Consider the following 22,252-nt stretch of genomic DNA (forward strand, 5'->3'; position numbering starts at 1 on the left):
ATTCCGATTGCATTGGGAGGTGCAATGAAGATCACAGCCGTCGAAACGATCCGCATAGCTGAACGGCCAAACCTGTTGTGGGTGGAAGTTCATACCGATGAAGGAATTACCGGGCTCGGTGAAACCTTCTTCATGTCCGAGACTGTCGAAGCCTATCTGCACGAATATGTTGCGCCACGCGTTCTCGGTCGTGATCCGCTGCAAATCGATCTGCTGGCCTCTGATCTTGTGGGCTATCTCGGATTTCGTTCAACCGGCGCCGAAGTGCGTGGCAACTCCGCTTTCGACATCGCCTTGTGGGATCTCTACGGCAAAGCTGCCAATCTCCCCATCGCCCAGTTGCTCGGCGGTTTCAGCCGTCGATCCATCCGCACCTACAACACATGCGCGGGAACGGAATACATCAAGAAAGCAACTGGTCAGCAATCCGCCAATTACGGTCTGGCGGATGCAGGGACCGATTATGACGACCTCAATGGCTTTCTGCATCGCGCGGACGAGCTTGCCCTCTCATTGCTGGACGAGGGCATAACGGCGATGAAAATCTGGCCGTTTGACATGGCGGCGGAGAAGACACGCGGGCAATATATTTCCCAGCCTGATCTTAAAGCAGCATTGCAGCCTTTCGAGAAAATCCGGGCGGCAGTCGGTGACCGCATGGATATCATGGTTGAATTCCATTCCATGTGGCAACTCTTGCCCGCCATGCAGATTGCCCGCGAACTCGCACCGTTCAAAACATTCTGGCACGAAGACCCGATCAAGATGGACAGCCTCGGCAGTTTGAAACGTTACGCGGAGGCAAGCATAGCCCCCATATGCGCTTCAGAAACGCTGGGCAGCCGCTGGGCGTTTCGCGATCTTCTCGAAACCGGTGCGGCTGGCATTGTCATGCTCGATTTGAGCTGGTGCGGCGGCCTCTCGGAAGCCCGCAAGATCGCAGCCATGGCGGAAGCCTGGCATCTTCCGGTCGCACCGCACGATTGCACCGGGCCAGTCGTTCTATGTGCTTCAACACATCTGTCGCTCAATGCGCCGAATGCGCTCATTCAGGAAAGCGTGCGCGCATTCTATAAAACCTGGTATCGAAACCTCGTCACGGCCCTGCCCGAAGTGACGAATGGCATGATTACCGTCCCACCCGGCGCAGGTCTCGGCATGGAGCTCAATCCTGAAATGGACAAGGCCTATACCGTCAGCCGAAGAAAAACAGATCGATCCAATTTTTGAGGTTAATGGAGTCCAACGGCTGGACTCAACGTCCGACTGCTAATAATAGTACTATTGTTGTCAGACATCCTGACAACGTATGACCTTTGGGAAAGGTCATGAAATGGGAGGATATCTGTGCAAGACAAGCATGAATTGAAAGCATCGGCAATTCTGCCAGAGGATAGCCATTCTGCCCTTCTCATTGGTCGTGTATGGTCGAAAGCGGACAACGGCCCCTGCCCGGTTCTGATTAAAAACGGTTATCTGCATGATATCTCCGGCTTGTCCGCGACCGTTTCGGGACTTCTGGAACGCGATCTGCTGCTGAGCGAGTTGAAAACCGCCGAGAGTTTTCCGGTCCTCGGTTCCCTGGATGATTTTCTTTCCGGTGATCGCGGAGAGCTTCTTGCCCCCATCGATCTGCAATCCATCAAGGCCGCTGGCGTTACCTTTGCTGACAGCATGCTTGAACGCGTGATCGAAGAACAGGCGAAAGGCGATCCCTCCCGCGCCCGTGAAATCCGCGAGCGCCTCGCCCCCGTCATCGGCGATAATTTGCGCGGCGTTGTGGCTGGATCTGATAAAGCGGCAGAGGTCAAGGCACTCCTTCAGGAAATGGGGCTCTGGTCCCAATATCTGGAAGTGGGCATCGGGCCTGACGCAGAAATCTTCACCAAGTCGCAGCCGATGTCTGCCGTTGGATGTGGCGCAACAGTCGGCATTCTACCCATTTCGCAATGGAACAATCCCGAACCGGAAGTCGTGTTGGTTGTCGCTTCGGACGGACGCATTGTCGGGGCAACGCTCGGCAATGACGTCAATCTAAGGGACGTCGAAGGGCGCTCAGCACTCCTGCTCGGCAAGGCGAAGGATAACAATGCGTCCTGCGCCATCGGCCCATTCATCCGCCTGTTCGATGGTGATTTCACCATGGACATGTTGCGCAAGCTCAAGCTTTCGCTGACGGTCCACGGTGCAGACGGCTTCGAAATGACCGGCGAAAGCCCGATGGAAGCGATCAGCCGCGACCCTGAAAATCTCGCCGCGCAGATGATGAACCGCAATCATCAATATCCAGATGGCGCGGTTCTGTTCCTCGGCACAATGTTTGCGCCCGTGAAGGACCGTCGCGGCACCGGACAAGGCTTCACGCATGAAATCGGCGATCGTGTGGAAATATCCACGCCGAAGCTCGGCCGTCTCATCAACTGGGTCGACCGGACCGACAAATGTCCTGAATGGACATTCGGCATCCGGGCGTTGATCCGGAACCTGCAAGCCCGCGACCTGCTCGATAAAGTCTGAGGGTGACCATATGACGAAAGCCATAGATTTCTTCTACAAGATACTTGGTGCAATTCTCGTCTTCCTCCTCGCCGGCATGGCTATCATGGTCTTCGTCAACGTGATTTTGCGCTATGCAGCAAATTCCGGGCTGACCGTATCGGAAGAACTTGCGCGTTATTTCTTTGTGTGGGTGTCGTTTCTCGGGGCTGTTCTCACTTTTCGCGAAAACAGCCATTTGGGTATCGAGACGCTCGTTGCACGCTTCGGGCGTCAAGGGCGCATTACCTGCATGGCAATCAGCTATCTGATCGTCCTCTTATGCTCGGGGATTTTCTTCTGGGGCACATGGAAGCAATTCGACATCAATGCCAGCATGGTCGCGCCCGTCACCGGTCTTTCCATGATCTGGGTTTATGGAATAGGCCTGTTCACCGGAGGAGCAATGTTCATCATTGCCGCCGAGCGTTTCCTGCGCGCTGTCACCGGTCGCTTGACCGATGAGGAAATTGCCACCTTTGCGGGCGAACATTCGCTCGACCATCTGATGGAGTAGACGACATGACGCTTGTAGTATTTGTCGGCTCGCTTCTCAGCGCCATGGCCATCGGTGTTCCGATCGCTTTCTCCCTCATGTTCTGCGGTGTCGTTCTCATGTTGTACATGGGAATGTTCAATACGCAGATCATTGCCCAGAACATGATTGCCGGCGTGGACTCCTTCACGCTTCTGGCGATTCCTTTCTTCATTCTGGCTGGTGAATTAATGAATTCCGGCGGACTGTCCCGCCGTATCATTGATTTCGCCATCGCCTGCGTCGGCCATATTCGCGGCGGCCTCGGCGTGGTCGCCATTCTGGCTGCCATCATCATGGCCAGCGTATCGGGTTCGGCGGCGGCCGACACGGCGGCGCTCGCAACAATCCTCGTGCCCATGATGGCCAAGGCGGGTTACAATATTCCACGCTCCGCCGGATTGATGGCAGCGGGCGGTATTATCGCACCGGTCATCCCACCGTCCATGGCCATGATCGTCTTCGGTGTCGCCGCCAATGTATCCATCACGCAGCTTTTCATGGCAGGCATCGTACCGGGTTTGCTGATGGGCATCGCCCTCCTCGTGACCTGGCAGATCGTCGTCAGAAAAGACAATCTCAACGTGCTTCCAAAGCAGTCCGGCAAAGACAGGCTGCAGGCGACCGGGCGCGCGCTATGGGCGCTCGGCATGCCCATCATCATTCTCGGCGGCATTCGCATGGGCGTCATGACACCGACGGAAGCAGCCGTGGTAGCAGCAGCCTATGCGCTCTTTGTCGGCATGTTCATCTATCGTGAACTGAGAATAGTCGATCTTTATGGCGTCTTCCTGCGAGCCGCAAAAACCACCTCCATCATCATGTTTCTGGTCGCATCGGCGCTGGTTTCATCGTGGTTGATAACGGCAGCAAATATTCCTGCGGAAATCAGCAGCTATATCGCGCCGCTGATCGACAGTCCGAAACTGCTGATGTTTGCGATCATGATCCTTGTGCTCATCGTCGGGACTGCGCTGGACCTTACGCCAACAATTCTCATCCTCACGCCGGTTCTGATGCCGATCATCAAACAAGCCGGTATCGATCCGGCTTATTTCGGCGTCCTGTTCATCATGAACAACAGTATTGGGCTTATCACGCCGCCTGTTGGTGTCGTGCTGAATGTGGTGAGCGGCGTCTCAAAGGTGCCGCTTGGAAAGGTGGTCGCTGGCGTCAATCCATTCCTGATTTCGCAAGTGATCGTATTGCTGTTGCTGGTTCTGTTCCCAAGTCTCGTTCTCGTACCCATGAACTGGCTTCATTAGAGCGCTGATCTGATCGAATCCAATCAGTGCTCTAACGATTTATTGTAACACGCATCTTGTCTGGACAATGCTTCATACTTTTCGGGATGCGCATTAGGTTCAACTTCAACTCTGGGAGGAGAGTTCAATGAAAAAACTGATTATGCTGGCTACAACGGCCCTGATGGCAGGAGCGCTGACCATACCCGCCTTCGCCGAGTTTCAGGAACGCAATATCAGGGTTTCGAACGGCATCAATGAAGATCATCCTGTCGGCAACGGCATCAAGGCAATGAATGAGTGCCTGGCCGAAAAGTCCGGCGGCAAGATGAAAATAACCGCTTTCTGGGGTGGAGCCCTGGGAGGCGATTTGCAAGCAACGCAGGCGCTGCGTTCCGGTGTGCAGGAAGGCGTCGTCACGTCATCATCACCCCTCGTCGGAATCATTCCGGCGCTTGGCGTCTTCGACCTGCCGTTTCTCTTCGCAAATGATGAAGAAGCCGATGCTGTCGTGGATGGACCTTTCGGCAAGATGATGGACGAAAAACTTGCCGCCGTCGGCCTCGTCAATCTGGCCTATTGGGAAAACGGCTTTCGAAATCTTTCGAACTCGAAACATCCGGTCAATAAGTGGGAAGACTTCAGCGGCATGAAAGTCCGCGTAATGCAAAACAACATCTTCCTCGACACATTCCAGAATTTCGGCGCCAATGCCACGCCGATGGCTTTCGGCGAAATCTTTTCGGCGCTGGAAACCAAGGCCATCGATGCGCAGGAAAACCCCTACGTCACGATCGACACATCAAAATTCTACGAAGTGCAGAAATACATCACGGAAACGAAACACGCCTACACGCCATTTCTCTTCCTCTATTCGAAACCGATCTTCGATACATACTCGCCCGAAGAACAGGCTGCCTTGCGTGAATGTGCCGTCATCGGGCGCGACGTGGAACGCAAGGTCATTCGCGAACTGAACCAGAAGTCGCTCGAAAAAATCAAGGAGGCTGGTCTGGAAGTCAACACGCTTTCACCAGAAGAGCATGCTCGCATGCTTGAGAAGTCCCAGCCCATCTATGACAAATATAAGCCCCAGATCGGTGCGGATGTCGTCGACGCGGTACAAAAGCAGCTTGGCGAAATCCGCAAGCAATAGGACATCAACGAAAATAGGCCGCGTTGATGACGCGGCCTATTCTGCCAATTCTGGCAGCCCCCAGACGATTATCGGCCCGGTTGGCAGATCGCAAGCGCGAACAAGACTGTCAATCGAGCTTGTGCCGGAACGCTCTTCGCCAGGCTCCATCATTCTCAATTGAGCGGAATAGCGTTTCCATCCTTGCCTGCCTGATATGCGGCTGACAATTCGTCATATTTCGCGAAAATGGCGTCGAGCCTTTTGCCAAAACGCAAACGATCGGCTTCGGGCAGGGATGCAACCATCTTCGGGATCGAATGGCTATGCCAGAAGGCATTATCGCGATTGTATCCGCCCGGCTCCAGCGTGAAGACTTCCTTGAGGATTTTCAGATCATGCGGGATCGAGAAAGCGTCTCGTGAATCTTCATGGCTGAAGAGATAGTAGAAATTGTCAAAACCACTCCACGTAATGGCCGAAAGGCACATGGAGCATGGCTCGTGAGTGGAAAGAAAGACCATGTCCTTCGTATCGGGGCGTTCGTTCTCGGGCATCTCGTAGAAGCGCTTCAAAGTATGCACTTCACCATGCCAGAGCGGGTTTTCAGTCTCGTTGTTGGTTTCAGCGAGAACAAGGGACAGATCCGACTTGCGCAATAAAGCTGCACCGAAAACCTTGTTGCCTTCAGCAACACCGCGTTCAGTCAGCGGAATGACATTCTGCTCGATAACGTCGATCAGCCTTTCGAGCAGTTTCAATTCGTCCGTTTGCACAGCGCTTTTTCTCCCGGTTTATCGAAACTGGCGCCGGGCTGTCAGCCCGGCGCATTTATTGTCACTCCGCAAAGAACGCGAAGCGGATAACGAAGAGCGCGGCAACCAGCCAGGTTGCGAGATGCACGTCACGCGCCTTGCCGGTGAAGGCCTTGAGCACGACATAGCTGATGAAGCCGAAAGCCAGACCGTTGGCAATCGAATAGGTGAACGGGATTGCCAAGGCCGTCAGCGCAGCAGGTGCCGCTTCCGTGACATCGTGCCATTCGATTTCGGTCAGTTCACGCATCATCAAGCAAGCGACATAGATCAGTGCCGGCGCTGTTGCGTAGGCCGGAACGGAACCGGCAAGCGGCGAAATGAACAAGGCTGCAAGAAACAGAAGTGCGACAACCAGAGCTGTCAGGCCCGTACGACCGCCAGCCTGAACACCCGATGCGCTTTCGACATAAGCCGTCGTGGACGACGTGCCGAGGAGTGACCCGCCAAGAATTGCCGTGCTGTCGGCAAAAAGTGCGCGTCCAAGACGGTTCGGTTTACCGGGTTCGATCAGGCCGCCGCGCTTCGCCACACCGATCAGTGTGCCGGTCGCATCAAAAACCTCGACCAGAACAAAAACCAGAATGACATGCAGAATACCGGTATGCAGAGCACCCATCACATCCAGTTGAAGGAAAGTGGGAGCAAGGCTCGGTGGTGCTGAGAAAACACCCCCGAATTGGCTGATGCCGATAGCGATCGATGCAACGGTGACCACAAGAATCCCGATGAGGATAGCACCGCGAACTTTCAGAGCGTCCAGCACCGCAATAATGAAGAACCCGGCAATGGCCAGCAATGGTCCAGCTTTCGTCAAGTCCCCAAGTCCGACCAGCGTTGCTTCGTTGCCAACAACGACACCAGCGCTCTTCAGACCAATCAGCGCGAGAAACATGCCGATACCCGCAGCAATCGCACTTCTCAGCGAATGCGGAATGCCTTCAACCAACCAGCGGCGTATGCCTGTCACGGTCAGGATCAAGAAGATGATACCAGAAATGAAGACGGCACCAAGCGCCTGCTGCCAGGAGAAACCCATGGCTCCGACCACGGTGAAAGCGAAGAACGCATTGAGGCCCATGCCGGGAGCCATACCGATAGGCCAGTTCGCAACGAGCGCCATGATGATCGAGCCAAGAGCCGCCGCAAGGCAGGTGGCGACGAAAACGGCGTTTCGATCCATACCCGTAGTGGACAGAATGTCCGGGTTCACGAAGATGATGTAAGACATGGTCAGGAAGGTCGTCACGCCGGCGATGATTTCCGTTCTCGCCGTGGTGCCGTGTTCCTGCAATTTGAACAGCTTTTCGAGCATCGTCCCTCCAAGGCAAGCGCCCGTCAATCAGCTTCCTCAGTTCGCGTAAAATCGCGACGCGCAATCCCTTGCGCCTCGTAATCTGCCTGACTGAGGCAACCTCTGCGATTGCCATAATGTTAGTTGCCGCTGCAGATTTGCAGTCGGACACGTTCCCCATACACCCATCACGAACAAAAGCACAGTTCCGCCGTGTGAATGCCAGTTTATTGACATGATTTAGTGTGGACTGAGTTTTCGCCGGGCGCCAGCCACTCATTTGCCGGGAAATATTTGAAACAGATTCAAAAAAGACAATCCGCAGAAACAGCCATGTTCTTCTAACCGACTGATTAGAAATGACTTTCCAAAAGCAACGCCGTGCCATACATGCCGAGTGCAAAAAACGTATGTGCGATCAGATTCAACAAGCGGATATTCTGGGCATTGGGCAATTTTGATGCTGCCCAACCGATTCCCAAGCCTGGTTGCAGCAAAAACCATCCCGCCGCGACGGTGAGAATACCGAAAATCCACACCGGTAGAAAGACCGGATCAGAAAACCATTCCATACCACCATAAACGGCAAAGATAACGCCATACAGAATACCGACGGCGTAATGTCCGATCCAGCCAAGTGCATTTTCGTGCTTATAAGGTTCAGCTTCGGAAATATCATCGTGGAAAATTTGCCCGTGGCGAAGGTGCCAGAACCAGCGGCCCACCAATCCCCAGTTTGGACGTTTCTGCCCCGGCATCGCCGCCAGCACAAGCGCCCACAGGTCCATGACAACCGTTGCGCCGATCCCAATCAGAATTCCACGCCAAATGATATCCATTATATATCCGCCTTTGCGTCATCGGGCGGCCAGATAAACCTGAGACCGCCCGATGAGCAAGCGTTGGATTGCGTGCACTCCTGCATTCCACGCAATGTACTGGCAATAAATTCACGCAATGAATGCAACTATTTCAGCAATAGACATCGCTATAAAACAAGAGGCGATGAAGATCGGCAAACATACCGCGCTACAACGGAAAGGCCCCTTCATCGCCTGCCCCCACACAAATACAGGTTGACTGAAAGTTAGCTCGACCACAACCGCAATCTGTCCCAAAATGGCACACAATATGTCCCATTCGCAAAACAGCGGGATATCGAAGGGCAAGATAGATTTCGCGAATGAAATATGAAGCCGAAGATGGAGCTCATTCGGCGAAATGCAATTCGAAAACACATAAAACAAAAGCGCCGGGACTGGAGACCGACGCTTTGTTATTTTATTTGATTTTTACTTATGAAGCGATCTTTCGGGAGATACGCCATAAGTTATTACCGACCAAAAACGGCGCTGTGAATCTGCGAACGCGAAACACCAATATCGGCAAGAAGATGATCGTCCATTGCACCGAGTTCGCGGATAGCGCGGCGGCGGGATACGAACTGCTTTACTTTCTGACGAATGTTCATTTGCTTTCTCCTCATTTCGATGATTGTTAAATAGGCGTTTGCACAAATTTCCACCACGGATATGATTGCAAATGAGGCATGCGTTTTTGTTTGAGCTTGAAGCCTTGAAAAGGCCAGATTTACTTCTTCTTGAAGCAATTGCGCGTTTAATATTCTTGAAATGAAAATTGCCACAAATGTCTTTTGCCAATAGGCTTTCAATCGATTAATGGAGCGGAAGGAACGAATTCCTTCCCCCGTTTCCTTCGGACATCGTCATGCTTTACGGTATTTTTCTCGCGTTTGCGTCTTATGCGGCATTCGCTGTCAGCGACGCCTGCGTCAAGTTTCTTGATGGCACGCTCTCCCCATACGAAGTGGCGTTTTTCGGCGCTGTACTTGGTCTGTTTGCTATTCCCTTTACAAAGAAAGCCGGCGATGTCTGGCTGGACATGTTTCGCACCACCAATATCAGGATGTGGCTGCTGCGGACGGTGACAGCCGCCATGGGAACGATAGGCAGTGTCACCGCATTCACGCATCTGTCCATGGCGGAAGCCTTTGCCCTCATTTTCCTTCTTCCGGCTTACGTGACGATACTTTCAGTCATATTCCTGAAAGAACAGGTGGGCTGGCGCAGATGGTCAGCCGTCCTGATCGGCTTTGCCGGTGTTCTGATTGTGCTTCGTCCGGGTTTCAGGGAACTTTCGATCGGCCATCTCGGAGCGCTTGCTGCCGGAATGGGCGGCGCGATGAGCATCATCATCTTCCGCGTCATGGGAAAACAAGAAAAGCGCATCTCGCTTTATACCAGCGGCCTCGTCGGTCCCATCATCATCTGCGGCGCCTTGATGGCCCCGTCTTATGAAGCGCCGAATACCGAACAATGGATCTATCTGGCAGGCTATGGCCTGCTCGCGGCGCTTGCCAATATCCTGTTGATGCTCGCAGCCCAACGCGCACCGGCGAGTGCGATCGCGTCTCCGCAATATAGCCAGATGATCTGGGCAATCCTTTTCGGATATTTCGTCTTCCATGACCACATAGACCTGCCAATGATGATCGGCATCGTCCTGATTACCATTTCCGGGCTCTTCACCTTCATCCGTGAAAGGCAGAAAGGCGTCGAAGGTCCACCGGCTGTTGCTACATCGGAACCAACTCCGGCACTTGTGGAAGACAAAATGGAATGATCCTGAAAGCAAACAGGGACAAGTTGGCACTTGTCTCCGGCGTTGCCTGCTCCTACGATGTGGACAGCCTGTCCGGGATCGATGAAATAACGCTTCAAACAGAAGTGCTTAGGACAATGATCTGATTCCATCATATCCAGATGCTCCGAGCATTTTTCCAATAACGATCTGTGTTTGAAAGCGCTCCGCCGCGGGCAGAAGCATGAGAAATATACTGTCAAAGGACCAGGGAAATGACTGACAAACGGCCGATGTGGACCTATTACAAGGGCGAATGGCGTGAAGGCGATGTACGCATTCTCGGCGCAGCCTCCCAGGCGACCTGGCTTGGTTCGCTGGTGTTTGACGGCGCTCGCCTGTTTGAAGGCGTGACACCGGATCTTGACCGTCATTCCGCCCGCGCCAACGATTCAGCCCGTGCCTTGGGATTGGAACCCACGCTTTCCGCCACCGATATAGAAGCGCTTGCACGCGAGGGCCTGAAAAAATTCGCGCCGGGAACAGATGTTTATATCCGCCCCATGTACTGGGCGGAAGAAGGTGACGCCAGCACGGTCGCGCCGCTTGCATCCTCCACGGATTTTGCGCTCTGTCTTGAAGCGATCCCCATGGTCGAGCCGAAGGGCTTTACCATCACCACGACATCGTTCCGCCGCCCATATCTGGAAGTCATGCCGGTCAATGCAAAAGCCGCCTGCCTTTATCCGAACAATGCGCGCATGCTGCGTGAGGCCAAGGCAAAGGGCTTTCATAATGCACTGGTGACAGACGTGATCGGCAATGTTGCGGAAACTGCAACCTCCAATGTTTTCATGGTGCGAGGCGGCGAGGTTTTCACGCCTGTTCCCAATGGCACATTCCTCAACGGCATCACGCGCCAGCGTGTCATCAGCCTGTTGCGGAAAGCGGGCGTCACCGTTCACGAGACCACCTTGAAGATCGAGGATTTCCGCGAAGCAGACGAAATCTTCTCCACCGGCAATATGAGCAAAGTCGTTCCGATTATCGCTTTCGATGACCGCAAGATTGAATATGGCCCCGTGACGAAACGCGCCCGTGCGCTCTACTGGGAATGGGCTCACGCCTGATCGCCAAGCAAAACATCTCCGACCTGATGCCGGAGATGTTTTTTCCCGCCCTCCGCAAAGCCAATCCCCCATCACATGATTGAACACACGTCTCTGTTCCTCACAATCGCAGTCATTGCGGCATTTCTCGTCGGGCTTTCAAAAGGCGGATTGCCATCAGTCGGAACGCTTGCGGTCCCGTTGATGGCGCTTGTCATTTCTCCAGTGACGGCCGCGGCACTTCTGCTTCCGATCTATGTCATCAGCGACATGTTCGGCCTTTATCTTTATCGCCATCACTTTTCCGCACGCAATCTGGCGATCCTGATCCCGGCCGCCATTGTCGGTGTCGGCATCGGCTGGATGTTCAGCGCACATCTGTCGCCAACTTTTATCGGAATGCTGGTCGGATTGGTCGGCATCCTTTTCTGCTTCAATGCGTGGTTCGGCGCACGTTATCGCAAAAAGGCGCGAAAGGCGGATGTTCCGGGCGGCGTATTCTGGGGCATACTTACGGGATTGACCAGTTTTGTCTCCCATTCCGGCGCACCGCCCTTCCAGATGTATGTGCTGCCGCAGCATCTCCCGAAACTGATCTTTGCCGGCACCTCGACTATACTTTTTGCCGTCGTCAACGCCGTCAAGCTCGTCCCCTACTGGCAATTGCAGCAATTTTCCAATCTCGATATCTCACTCGGTTTGTGGCTTGTTCCGGCTGCCATCATCGGCACCTTTGTCGGCGCAAAGCTGACCCGCATCATGCCGGACGGACCATTTTTCCTGCTCGTGCAACTGACCTTGTTCGGGCTTTCCATCAAGCTGATTGCCGATTGGATCGCGCCTTATTTCTTCGGTTGACGCGGTTCAACTACCGCTTGCAACCCATCATCCCTTCGGTCACGATGCACTTATCAAGCGCTTTGTGGGAGAGAGGGAGCGGGGATGGAGGATGCGGATGCAATTATCATTGGTGCAGGCCTGGCCGGACTTGTCGCAGCGCATGAACTGACGGCAGCCGGACGCAAAGTCATTCTTCTGGAACAGGAGGGTGAAAATTCCATTGGCGGCCAGGCGTTCTGGTCACTGGGTGGGTTGTTCATGGTCGACAGTCCGGAACAGCGTCGCCTCGGGATAAAGGACAATATCGATCTCGCGCGGCAGGACTGGTTCGGATCGGCACAATTTGACCGGCCCGAGGATCATTGGCCGAAACGCTGGGCCGAATCCTATCTGGAGTTCGCGGCCGGCAAAATGCGACCTTGGCTGCATGATCTCGGCATGCGCTGGTTTCCGGTTGTCGGCTGGGCAGAACGTGGTGGAGCAGGAGCCGATGGACACGGCAACTCGGTGCCGCGCTTTCACGTGACATGGGGCACGGGGCCAGCTGTTGTGGCTCCATTCGAACGGTCGCTCCGCGAGGCCATCGGCAAGGGCCTCATAACCCTGAAGTGCCGTCATCGGGTCAACAGTATCGCGACGACCGGCGGACGGGTCAGCGGCGTTTACGGGGAAGTGTTTGCCCCCTCGACGGTCGAGCGCGGGCAACCCTCATCACGCGATGTCGTTGGTGAGTTTGCCTATTTCGCTGACTGCGTCATCGTCACATCGGGCGGCATAGGCGGCGATCCGGACAAGGTTCGAAGAGCCTGGCCGCGAGAGAGACTTGGCAATCCGCCAAGAGACATGGTGTTGGGCGTTCCGGCGCATGTCGACGGGCGCGGTATCGATATCGCCGTTGCCGCGGGAGGACATGTTATCAATGCCGATCGCATGTGGCACTACACCGAAGGACTGCGAAACTGGAACCCCATCTGGCCCAACCATGGCATCCGTATTCTGCCGGGACCGTCCTCAATGTGGTTTGACGCCAAGGGCAATCGCCTTCCTGCTCCCTTTCTTCCCGGCTTCGATACGCTTGGCACGCTCAAACATATTCTTTCCACCGGCTACGACTATTCCTGGTTCATCCTGACCGAGAAAATCATCCGCAAGGAGTTCTCCCTATCGGGGTCGGAACAAAATCCGGACCTTACGGGCAAAGACTGGAAGCTTCTGCTGAAAAGCCGTCTCGGCAAGGCGCCACCGCCGCCGGTCAAGGCATTTGTGGATAAGGGCGCAGATTTCCTCACCGCCGGAACGCTGGACGAACTGGTGGCCAAAATGAACGGCTTGACGGGAGAGAATCTTCTCGAGCCCGACCATATCCGCGCTCAAATCGAAGCGCGGGATCGCGAGATAGCGAACCGTTATTCCAAGGACGCCCAGGTGATGGCGATCCACAATGCCCGGACCTATATCGGTGATCGTCTCACACGAGCCGTGCCGCCGCATCCGCTTTTGGAAGCCGCCCACGGGCCGCTCATCGCCGTCAAACTTCATATTCTCACACGCAAGACACTGGGCGGATTGCATACCGATTTGGACGCGCAAGTGCTCAATGAAGCTGGTGAAAAGGTGCCCGGCCTCTATGCGGCAGGTGAGGCCGCCGGCTTTGGTGGCGGCGGTTATCACGGCTACAATGCGCTTGAAGGGACATTTCTTGGGGGCTGCATCTTTTCGGGGCGCATAGCCGGTCGCGCTGCTGTTGCGGCAACATCGCTCTAATTCATGGACGGCCTGCGGTGCAACATGCAGGCTGTTCTCCCCTCGTCCGTATTCCATATATGAGATTTTTATTTTTTGCCGCCCGGCCCGCTCTCGAAACCCTATGCCGTGCGGCGCCATAATGCCCCTGTAAGAAACAGGGAGCCCCTTTGGGCAGTTCACGCATGATTATGGATTTCGCCGTCCTTGCGGTCGGTGTCGGCTTTTTCGCGCTGTTATTCGGCTATCTGCGCGTCTGCGAAAGACTTTGAGGCGCCGCCATGTTGATTGAATATATCGCTGGCGCTTTGGTTGCGGCCTTCATAACCGCCTATCTCCTTTACGCGCTCATAAGACCGGAGCGGTTCTAGCAATTCCGTTAAAACAGGAACCGCTCTGGACCGGTTTCCGGTTCATTCCGCGTCGTCGACAGCCTTTCAGGCCTCGGAAAAGATCATGACACTCAATGGATGGATTCAGATCCTCGTTTTCTGCGGGATCATCATTTTGCTCGTCAGGCCGCTCGGCGGCTACCTGACACGCGTTTTCAGCGGTGAACGGACATTCCTTTCACCGATCCTCGTTCCGGTCGAGCGCGGGCTTTATCGTCTCGCTGGCGCAAGTGAACGGGAAGAACAGCATTGGACAACCTACACCGTCTCCATGCTGCTATTCAATCTGGCCGGTTTTCTCCTGCTTTACATGCTGCAACGGTTTCAAGGCTCACTGCCCTTCAATCCAATGGGTATGAGCAGCGTCCCGGCAGACCTTGCCTTCAACACGGCAGCCAGTTTCGTCACCAACACCAACTGGCAGAACTATGGCGGCGAAAGCACCATGTCCTACCTGACGCAAATGTCAGGGCTGACGGTGCAGAACTTCGTTTCAGCTGCGACAGGCATTGCCATCGCTATAGCGCTCATCAGAGCGTTCTCGCGCAAATCCATGAAGACACTGGGAAATTTCTGGGTCGATCTTACACGCTGCACGCTCTACGTCCTCTTGCCGTTGTGTATTATCCTTACCCTGGCTTTTGTCAGCCTCGGCGTACCGCAAACGCTCGGCGCTTATGCCGAAGCAACCACGCTGGAAGGTGCGAGACAGGTGATCGCGCTCGGGCCTGTGGCTTCGCAGCTTGCCATCAAGATGCTTGGCACCAATGGCGGCGGCTTCTTCAATGCCAATTCGGCGCATCCCTTCGAAAACCCCGATGCTATCTCCAACATGATCCAGATGGTCGCGATTTTCGCCATCGGCGCGTCGCTTACCAACGTTTTCGGCCGGATGGTCGGCAACGAACGTCAGGGGTGGGCGATCTTCGCTGCCATGGGCATATTGTTCGTCGCTGGTGTTGCAGTCTGCTACTGGGCGGAAGCGGCGGGTAATCCCCTCATCCATGCGCTCGGTATCGATGGCGGCAATATGGAAGGCAAGGAAACGCGCTTCGGCATTGCAATGTCCGCGCTTTTTGCCGTCGTGACAACTGCTGCGTCATGCGGCGCGGTGATCGCCATGCATGACAGCATGATGGCGCTGGGCGGAATGATCCCCATGATCAATATGATGCTGGGCGAGATCATCATCGGCGGTGTCGGTGCGGGCTTTTACGGCATCGTTCTCTTTGTTGTCGTGACCATCTTCGTCGCGGGGCTGATGGTTGGGCGCACGCCTGAATATCTGGGCAAGAAAATCGAAGCCAAGGAAGTGAAAATGGCAATGCTCGCCGTTCTCTGTCTTCCGCTGTCCATTCTCGGATTTACGGCCATCGCTTCGGTTCTGCCGACGGGTCTGGCCTCCGTCGCCAATCCCGGACCGCATGGTTTTTCAGAAATCCTCTACGCCTATACTTCAGGTACGGCGAATAACGGTTCGGCCTTTGGCGGCCTCTCCGGCAATACACCCTGGTACAATATCACCATCGGTCTCGCCATGCTGATGGGGCGGTTTCTCGTGATCGTTCCCGCGCTCGCCATCGCCGGTTCGCTCGTCGCCAAGAAGGCCGCCCCGCAATCGGCAGGCACGTTCCCCACAACCGGCCCGCTTTTCGTCGGCCTGTTGATCGGAGTCATCCTTGTGGTCGGGGGGCTGATCTTTTTCCCGGCGCTGGCGCTTGGACCGGTTGCCGAACATTTCGCGCTGATTGAAGGGCAGATGTTCTGATGCTCAAACCTTCAAGCTGCATTCTCTCGATCCTTCTGGCAACGACCGTGCTTCTTCTCACGGTTCAGCTTGCCGGGTTGATCTGAGCTTTCCGAACGGAAATGTAATTTTACTGGAGCCTCTGTTATGAGCCAGTCCAAATCCGCGAGCATTCTCGATGCCCGCATCCTTATACCCGCCATTGGCGACGCATTTCGCAAGCTCAATCCAAAGAGTCTTGCACGTAATCCTGTAATGTTCGTGGTTGCAGTTGTTTCAACGCTGACAACGCTCCTGCTTCTGAAAGACGTTGCTGCCGGCAATCCGAATGTCGGTTTTTCGTTCCAGATTGTTCTGTGGCTGTGGTTCACCGTATTGTTTGCGAATTTTGCAGAAGCCGTCGCCGAAGGTCGTGGCAAGGCACAAGCGGATTCACTGCGCCGAACACGGACGGAAACGCAGGCCAAACTTCTGAACAGCCCGGAAGGGCCAAACTGGAAAAGCGTGCCGGGAACGAGCCTGAAAGTCGGCGATGTCGTTCTCGTGGAAGCCAACGACATCATTCCTTCGGATGGTGAAGTCATCGAAGGCGTTGCATCCGTCAATGAGGCCGCCATTACCGGGGAATCCGCACCCGTCATCCGCGAATCCGGTGGCGACCGGTCTGCCGTTACCGGTGGAACACAGGTTCTCTCCGACTGGATAAAGGTCCGTATCACAGCCGCACAAGGGTCGACTTTCATCGACAAGATGATCAGTCTGGTGGAAGGTGCCGAACGCCAGAAAACACCCAATGAAATCGCACTCAATATTCTGCTCGCGGGCATGACGCTGATATTCGTTCTGGCCGTCGTGACGATCCCGAGCTTTGCCACCTATGCAGGCGGTTACATTCCTGTAACGGTTCTGGTTGCTCTCTTTGTCACCCTGATCCCGACCACCATCGGCGCCCTGCTTTCCGCTATCGGTATCGCAGGCATGGACCGTCTCGTACGGTTCAACGTGCTTGCTATGTCCGGCAGGGCGGTCGAGGCCGCAGGCGACGTCGACACGCTTCTTCTCGACAAGACCGGCACGATCACACTCGGCAATCGTCAGGCGACCGCTTTTGTCCCTGTGAGCGGCATCACCGAACAGGCATTGGCCGACGCCGCACAATTGGCCTCGCTTGCCGATGAAACGCCGGAAGGCCGCTCCATCGTTGTCCTGGCCAAGGAAAAATATGGCTTGCGCGGGCGCGACATGCAGGGGCTTCACGCGCATTTTGTGCCGTTCACGGCACAGAGCCGCATGAGCGGGGTCGATGTCGAGGGTTCCGTCATTCGTAAAGGCGCAGTCGATGCCGTACTCACCTATGTGAGCCAGAATAGCCGAACGGATGAAAAAACACTCTCGGAACTGCAATCAATCGCAGACACGATCGCCAAAGCGGGTGGCACACCGCTTGCTGTCGCCAAGGATGGCCATCTGCTCGGTGTCGTGCATCTGAAGGACATCGTCAAGGGCGGTATCCGTGAACGCTTCGCGGAGCTTCGCCGCATGGGTATCCGCACGGTCATGATTACCGGCGACAACCCGATGACTGCGGCAGCCATTGCCGCGGAAGCCGGTGTGGATGACTTTCTTGCGCAGGCCACACCGGAAAACAAGCTGTCACTGATCCGCGAGGAACAGGCCAAGGGCAAGCTTGTCGCGATGTGCGGCGACGGCACCAATGACGCCCCTGCCCTTGCCCAGGCCGACGTCGGCGTGGCCATGAACACCGGCACGGTTGCAGCGCGCGAAGCGGGCAATATGGTCGACCTCGATAGCGACCCGACCAAACTCATCGAAATCGTTGAAATCGGCAAGCAGCTGCTCATGACGCGAGGGGCATTGACGACCTTTTCCATTGCCAACGACATTGCAAAATATTTTGCGATTATCCCGGCTATGTTTCTGGCCTTCTATCCCCAGCTTGGCGCGCTCAACATCATGGGGCTCGCGACACCGCAGAGCGCCATCCTGTCGGCCATCATCTTCAACGCCTTGATTATCGTGGCTCTGATCCCGCTCTCGTTGAAAGGCGTCACGTATAAACCGGTCGGTGCGGGCGCGCTCCTTTCGCGTAATCTTCTGATCTACGGTCTTGGCGGCATCATCGTCCCCTTCATCGGCATCAAGGCCATCGATCTGGCCATCACCGCCCTTGGCCTCGCATAAGGATTTGCACAATGCTGAAACAGCTTCGTCCAGCGCTCGTCATGATCGTTTCGCTCACCGTGATAACGGGATTGCTTTATCCGCTCGGCATGACAGGGATCGCCCAGGCGATCTTTCCGACCCGCGCCAATGGCAGCCTGATCGAACAGGAGGGACGTATCCTTGGCTCCGAACTGATCGGACAGAATTTTACCAGTGACCGCTATTTTCATGGCCGCCCATCAGCCGCGGGAAAAGACGGCTATGACGCTGCAAGCTCCGGTGGCTCCAATCTGGGGCCGACCAACCCACAGCTGATTGAGCGGATCAAAACCGACGCCACGGCCCTGGTGCAAGGTGAAGGCTCCACTCCGCCGCCGATCGACCTTGTGACGACATCCGCAAGCGGCCTTGACCCCCATATTTCGCCGGAGGCAGCGTTCTATCAGGTGCCGCGCGTTGCGAAGGCGCGCGGGATGGATGAAGCCGCTCTGCGCGGAATTGTCAGCCGACAGGTTGAAGCCCGTGAGCTTGGCTTCCTCGGTGAACCGGTGGTCAACGTTTTGGAGCTGAACCTTGTTCTGGACAGGACCGGCACCAAGTAGAATAACTAGCGGCGGCGTGATTTGCCGCCCCTTCTTTTCAGGAGCTTTGCTTGACATCGGACCCGCTTCGCTCTGGCGACAACAGACCTTCACCCGATGCCCTGCTTGAACAGGCGGAACGCGAGACGCGGGGCCGCCTGAAAATATTTCTTGGTGCCGCTCCAGGTGTCGGTAAAACCTATGAGATGCTGATGTCCGGCCGCGCGCGCAAAGCTGACGGGATAGATGTCGTCATCGGCGTGGTCGAAACGCACGGAAGGGCAGAGACAGAAGCCCTGACGGAAGGGCTTGAGATTGTCCCGCGCGCGCAAGTGGCTTATCGCGGTCATCTTCTGGATGAAATGGATATCGATGCGGTGCTCGCCCGCAAGCCGCAGCTGGTCCTGGTGGACGAACTGGCGCATGCAAACGCACCGGGCAGCAGGCACCCCAAACGGTATCAGGATGTAGAGGAAATTCTGGCGCGCGGAATTGACGTCTATACGACGCTCAATATCCAGCATGTCGAAAGCCTCAACGACGTCGTGGCGCAAATCACCCGCATCCGCGTGCGTGAAACAGTGCCTGACAGCATCATCGACCGCGCCGATGATATCGAACTCATCGATCTCACACCCAATGATCTCATCAAGCGTCTCAACGAAGGCAAGATCTATCTCCCGAAGACTGCCAAACGGGCGATCCGCAACTATTTCTCTCCGGGAAATCTCACCGCATTGCGTGAGCTGGCGCTACGCCGTACCGCCCAACGTGTGGATGAGCAACTTCTCAGCCATATGCGGGCTCATGCCATCGAAGGACCATGGGCGGCAGGCGACCGCATATTGGTTGCGATCGATGAGCGACCGCGCAGCATCTCGCTGGTTCGCTATGCACGTCGGCTTGCCGACCGTCTTCGTGCACCATGGGCCGCAATCCATATCGAAACGGCGCGGTCTGCCGGGCTTGCCGAGGAAGCGAAAGACCGGCTTGCAACAGCTTTAAGGCTCGCTGAACAGCTTGGCGGCGAAACGATCATCGTTCCGGGCCAATCGGTCGCCGAGGATATTATACGCTACGCCTCTACCCACAACTTCACGCAGATCGTTGCCGGAAAATCAATAAAGTCACGCTGGCGCGAGATGATCGACGGCTCCATCGCGCGCGAACTCGTGCGGCTTTCCGGCGCCATCGATATCCATATAACCGCGGGAGTCGACCATGAGAATGGCGGAACGACCCGCAAGGTCGATACCGCCACACAGAAGACCGCTCTCGACATAAAGCCTTATGTGAGCGGCATTGCGATCACAAGCCTGGCGCTTGCCAGCGGATTGCTGCTCGACCAGTTTCTGGACGTGCGCAGCATAGCGCTTGTGTTCGTTGTCGGCGTCCTGGGCGTCGCGGTCACGCTTGGTCTCTGGCCAGCGCTCTTTTCATCCGTGCTGAGCGCATTTGCCTATAATTTTTTCTTTCTTCCACCTCTCTACACGCTTTCCATTGCCGATCCGGAAAGTGTCGTCGCGCTGGTTTTCTTCCTGTTTGTGAGTTTCATCGCCAGCAACCTTGCAAGCCGGGTCCAGCGCCAGGCCGCAGCCGCACGGCAGCGAGCGCGCATGACGGAAGATTTATATCTCTTCAGCAAAAAGCTGGCAGGAACCGGCTCACTTGACGATGTGCTTTGGGCAACCGCATTCCAGATCGCATCCATGCTCAAGGTGCGGGTCGTGATCCTCTTGCCTGAAGGAAACAGCATCGCGGTTCGCGGCGCTTATCCACCGGATGACACTCTGGACGACGCCGACATCGCTGCCGCGCACTGGACCTGGGAGCACGACCTTCCTGCAGGACGCGGCGCCAACACATTGCCGGGCGCCAAGCGGCTCTATCTGCCCCTCAAAACCGCTCGAACGTCGGTAGGCGTCATCGGTCTCGACAATGACCGGATGGGGCCTATCCTCACGCCGGAACAACAACGCCTCTTTGAAGCCCTGGCGGATCAGGCGGCGATTGCCATCGAGCGCGTCCAGCTCGTCGGCGATGTGGAGCGCGCGAAACTCGCTGCGGAAGCTGACAAGTTGCGTTCGGCCCTGCTCACCTCGATTTCACACGACCTGAAGACGCCCCTGGCGGCCATTCTGGGGGCGGCAACGACGCTGCGCGATTATTCCGCGTCCCTGCCCGATACGGACCGTTCCGAGCTGGTGGCAACAGTCGTTGACCAGTCCGAGCGCCTGAACCGCTTCATCGCCAACCTCCTTGACATGACGCGGATCGAGGCAGGCGCGATGAAGCCCAATCTATCCCTTCACTATATCGGCGATCTTGTCGGAGCCGCTCTCAATCGTGCAGCCAAGATACTGAGCCATCATCAGGTCCATGTTGCTGTTCCGTCCAATCTGGCGATGGTCCAGCTTGATGCTGTCCTGTTCGAACAGGCCTTGTTCAACCTGCTCGACAATGCAGCCAAATATGCGCCTGCGAATACACCGATCACGATAGCGGCTCATACGGGACCTTCTCGTATCACGCTGGAAATCAGCGATCGGGGTCCGGGTATTCCACCGGGCGATCTGGAACGCGTGTTCGATACGTTCTATCGTGTGCGCAAGGGTGATCACGTGCAGGCTGGCACTGGACTGGGCCTTTCTATCGCGCGTGGTTTTATCGAAGCCATGGGAGGCTCGGTCAGGGCAGGCAATCGGCATGACGGTGCCGGTGCCGTATTCACAATCACATTGCCCGTCCTCGCTGACGAAATTGACAGGACCCCATGAACGATCCGAAACTGAAAATCCTCGTTGTCGATGATGAACCGGCCATCCGCAAACTGCTGCGGGTCGGGCTGACGACCGAGGGATATACCGTCGTTGAAGCGGTGAATGGCGAGGAAGCGGATAAGTCCCTCGCGACCGAAAAGGCGGATATCGTGCTTCTCGACCTGGGGCTTCCCGATACCGATGGGCACGCGCTGCTGCAACGCTGGAGGGACAATGGCATAACCTTGCCCATTCTCATCCTTTCAAGCCGTACAGACGAGGCCGGGATTGTGCGTGCGCTGGAAGAAGGAGCCGATGATTACGTTCCAAAACCTTTCGGCATGAAAGAACTCGCCGCACGCTTGCGGGTTGCCCTGCGTCACCGGCTGCAACAACAGGGAGAAAAACCACTTTTCCAGAGCGACGGCCTGACGGTCGATCTCGTGCGCCGGATAGTGAAACTCGACAATGAGGAAATCAAGTTGTCGCCAAAGGAATATGACATCCTGCGGCTTCTCGTGCAGCATGCAGGAAAAGTGCTGACACATCACTTTATCCTGAGCCAGGTCTGGGGGCCTGCCGCAGACGTACAATATCTTCGTATTTATGTCCGTCAGCTGCGGCAGAAGATTGAAAAATCTCCCGATCAGCCACATTATATTCTAACCGAGACAGGCGTCGGCTACAGGCTGCGCGAAGCTGATCCATCTCCCTGAGACAGCCGGAACCAAGCCTTCG

At 55.7% G+C, this 22,252-nt stretch carries 19 protein-coding genes; 15 read left to right on the forward strand and 4 right to left on the reverse strand.

Going from position 1 to position 22,252, the window contains the following annotated elements:
• Positions 1–24: 24 nt before the first annotated feature.
• The 5 genes from AVM02_RS11045 to AVM02_RS11065 all read left to right on the forward strand — a co-directional run bounded on the left by AVM02_RS11045 (position 25) and on the right by AVM02_RS11065 (position 5,470).
• On the forward strand, positions 25–1,230 hold the full coding sequence (locus AVM02_RS11045; RefSeq protein ID WP_411507016.1) for a mandelate racemase/muconate lactonizing enzyme family protein: 1,206 nt from the start codon (positions 25–27) through the stop codon (positions 1,228–1,230).
• 117 nt (positions 1,231–1,347) lie between these two features.
• Positions 1,348–2,517: a fumarylacetoacetate hydrolase family protein gene (locus AVM02_RS11050; protein WP_411507017.1), complete on the forward strand. Its 1,170-nt coding sequence runs from the start codon at positions 1,348–1,350 to the stop codon at positions 2,515–2,517.
• A 10-nt stretch (positions 2,518–2,527) separates the two neighbouring features.
• Positions 2,528–3,052 carry a TRAP transporter small permease gene (locus AVM02_RS11055; RefSeq protein WP_411507018.1) on the forward strand — a complete coding sequence of 175 codons (525 nt, stop codon included), beginning with the start codon at positions 2,528–2,530 and terminating at the stop codon, positions 3,050–3,052.
• Between the two features lie 5 nt (positions 3,053–3,057).
• The gene (locus AVM02_RS11060; RefSeq protein ID WP_411507019.1) at positions 3,058–4,335 is read left to right on the forward strand and encodes a TRAP transporter large permease; all 1,278 of its coding nucleotides are present in this window, start codon (positions 3,058–3,060) and stop codon (positions 4,333–4,335) included.
• Between the two features lie 127 nt (positions 4,336–4,462).
• Entirely contained in the window at positions 4,463–5,470 is a 1,008-nt protein-coding gene (locus tag AVM02_RS11065) for a TRAP transporter substrate-binding protein (RefSeq protein ID WP_411507020.1), read from the forward strand.
• Positions 5,471–5,625: 155 nt separating this feature from the next.
• Here AVM02_RS11065 and AVM02_RS11070 read toward each other — a convergent pair whose 3' ends face one another.
• The 4 genes from AVM02_RS11070 to AVM02_RS11085 form a co-directional block, all read right to left on the reverse strand.
• Positions 5,626–6,225, reverse strand: coding sequence for a deaminase (locus AVM02_RS11070; protein WP_411507021.1), 600 nt, complete (start codon positions 6,223–6,225; stop codon positions 5,626–5,628).
• 61 nt (positions 6,226–6,286) lie between these two features.
• Positions 6,287–7,579 carry an NCS2 family permease gene (locus AVM02_RS11075; RefSeq protein WP_411507022.1) on the reverse strand — a complete coding sequence of 431 codons (1,293 nt, stop codon included), beginning with the start codon at positions 7,577–7,579 and terminating at the stop codon, positions 6,287–6,289.
• A gap of 332 nt (positions 7,580–7,911) precedes the next feature.
• Positions 7,912–8,400, reverse strand: coding sequence for a DUF2938 domain-containing protein (locus AVM02_RS11080; RefSeq protein WP_411507062.1), 489 nt, complete (start codon positions 8,398–8,400; stop codon positions 7,912–7,914).
• A 491-nt stretch (positions 8,401–8,891) separates the two neighbouring features.
• A complete protein-coding gene (locus tag AVM02_RS11085; RefSeq protein WP_411507063.1) occupies positions 8,892–9,029 on the reverse strand; it encodes a DUF1127 domain-containing protein in 138 nt (45 codons plus the stop codon).
• Positions 9,030–9,286: 257 nt separating this feature from the next.
• Between AVM02_RS11085 and AVM02_RS11090 the strand changes: the two genes are divergently transcribed.
• The 10 genes from AVM02_RS11090 to AVM02_RS11135 all read left to right on the forward strand — a co-directional run bounded on the left by AVM02_RS11090 (position 9,287) and on the right by AVM02_RS11135 (position 22,230).
• The gene (locus AVM02_RS11090) at positions 9,287–10,201 is read left to right on the forward strand and encodes a DMT family transporter (RefSeq protein WP_411507023.1); all 915 of its coding nucleotides are present in this window, start codon (positions 9,287–9,289) and stop codon (positions 10,199–10,201) included.
• A gap of 233 nt (positions 10,202–10,434) precedes the next feature.
• On the forward strand, positions 10,435–11,289 hold the full coding sequence (locus AVM02_RS11095; protein ID WP_411507024.1) for a branched-chain amino acid aminotransferase: 855 nt from the start codon (positions 10,435–10,437) through the stop codon (positions 11,287–11,289).
• A 75-nt stretch (positions 11,290–11,364) separates the two neighbouring features.
• Positions 11,365–12,126: a sulfite exporter TauE/SafE family protein gene (locus AVM02_RS11100; protein WP_411507025.1), complete on the forward strand. Its 762-nt coding sequence runs from the start codon at positions 11,365–11,367 to the stop codon at positions 12,124–12,126.
• A gap of 84 nt (positions 12,127–12,210) precedes the next feature.
• The gene (locus AVM02_RS11105) at positions 12,211–13,872 is read left to right on the forward strand and encodes an FAD-binding dehydrogenase (protein ID WP_411507026.1); all 1,662 of its coding nucleotides are present in this window, start codon (positions 12,211–12,213) and stop codon (positions 13,870–13,872) included.
• A gap of 260 nt (positions 13,873–14,132) precedes the next feature.
• A complete protein-coding gene (gene kdpF, locus AVM02_RS11110) occupies positions 14,133–14,222 on the forward strand; it encodes a K(+)-transporting ATPase subunit F (RefSeq protein WP_411507027.1) in 90 nt (29 codons plus the stop codon).
• 85 nt (positions 14,223–14,307) lie between these two features.
• Positions 14,308–16,011 carry a potassium-transporting ATPase subunit KdpA gene (gene kdpA, locus AVM02_RS11115; RefSeq protein ID WP_411507028.1) on the forward strand — a complete coding sequence of 568 codons (1,704 nt, stop codon included), beginning with the start codon at positions 14,308–14,310 and terminating at the stop codon, positions 16,009–16,011.
• A gap of 126 nt (positions 16,012–16,137) precedes the next feature.
• Positions 16,138–18,192, forward strand: coding sequence for a potassium-transporting ATPase subunit KdpB (gene kdpB / locus AVM02_RS11120; protein WP_411507029.1), 2,055 nt, complete (start codon positions 16,138–16,140; stop codon positions 18,190–18,192).
• A gap of 11 nt (positions 18,193–18,203) precedes the next feature.
• The gene (gene kdpC / locus AVM02_RS11125) at positions 18,204–18,776 is read left to right on the forward strand and encodes a potassium-transporting ATPase subunit KdpC (RefSeq protein ID WP_411507030.1); all 573 of its coding nucleotides are present in this window, start codon (positions 18,204–18,206) and stop codon (positions 18,774–18,776) included.
• Positions 18,777–18,826: 50 nt separating this feature from the next.
• On the forward strand, positions 18,827–21,532 hold the full coding sequence (locus AVM02_RS11130) for a DUF4118 domain-containing protein (protein WP_411507031.1): 2,706 nt from the start codon (positions 18,827–18,829) through the stop codon (positions 21,530–21,532).
• Entirely contained in the window at positions 21,529–22,230 is a 702-nt protein-coding gene (locus AVM02_RS11135) for a response regulator transcription factor (protein WP_411507032.1), read from the forward strand. The genes AVM02_RS11130 and AVM02_RS11135 overlap by 4 nt, the downstream gene beginning before the upstream one ends.
• Positions 22,231–22,252: the final 22 nt, after the last annotated feature.

This window comes from Brucella anthropi (assembly GCF_046630315.1).
Classification (GTDB): domain Bacteria; phylum Pseudomonadota; class Alphaproteobacteria; order Rhizobiales; family Rhizobiaceae; genus Brucella; species Brucella anthropi_A.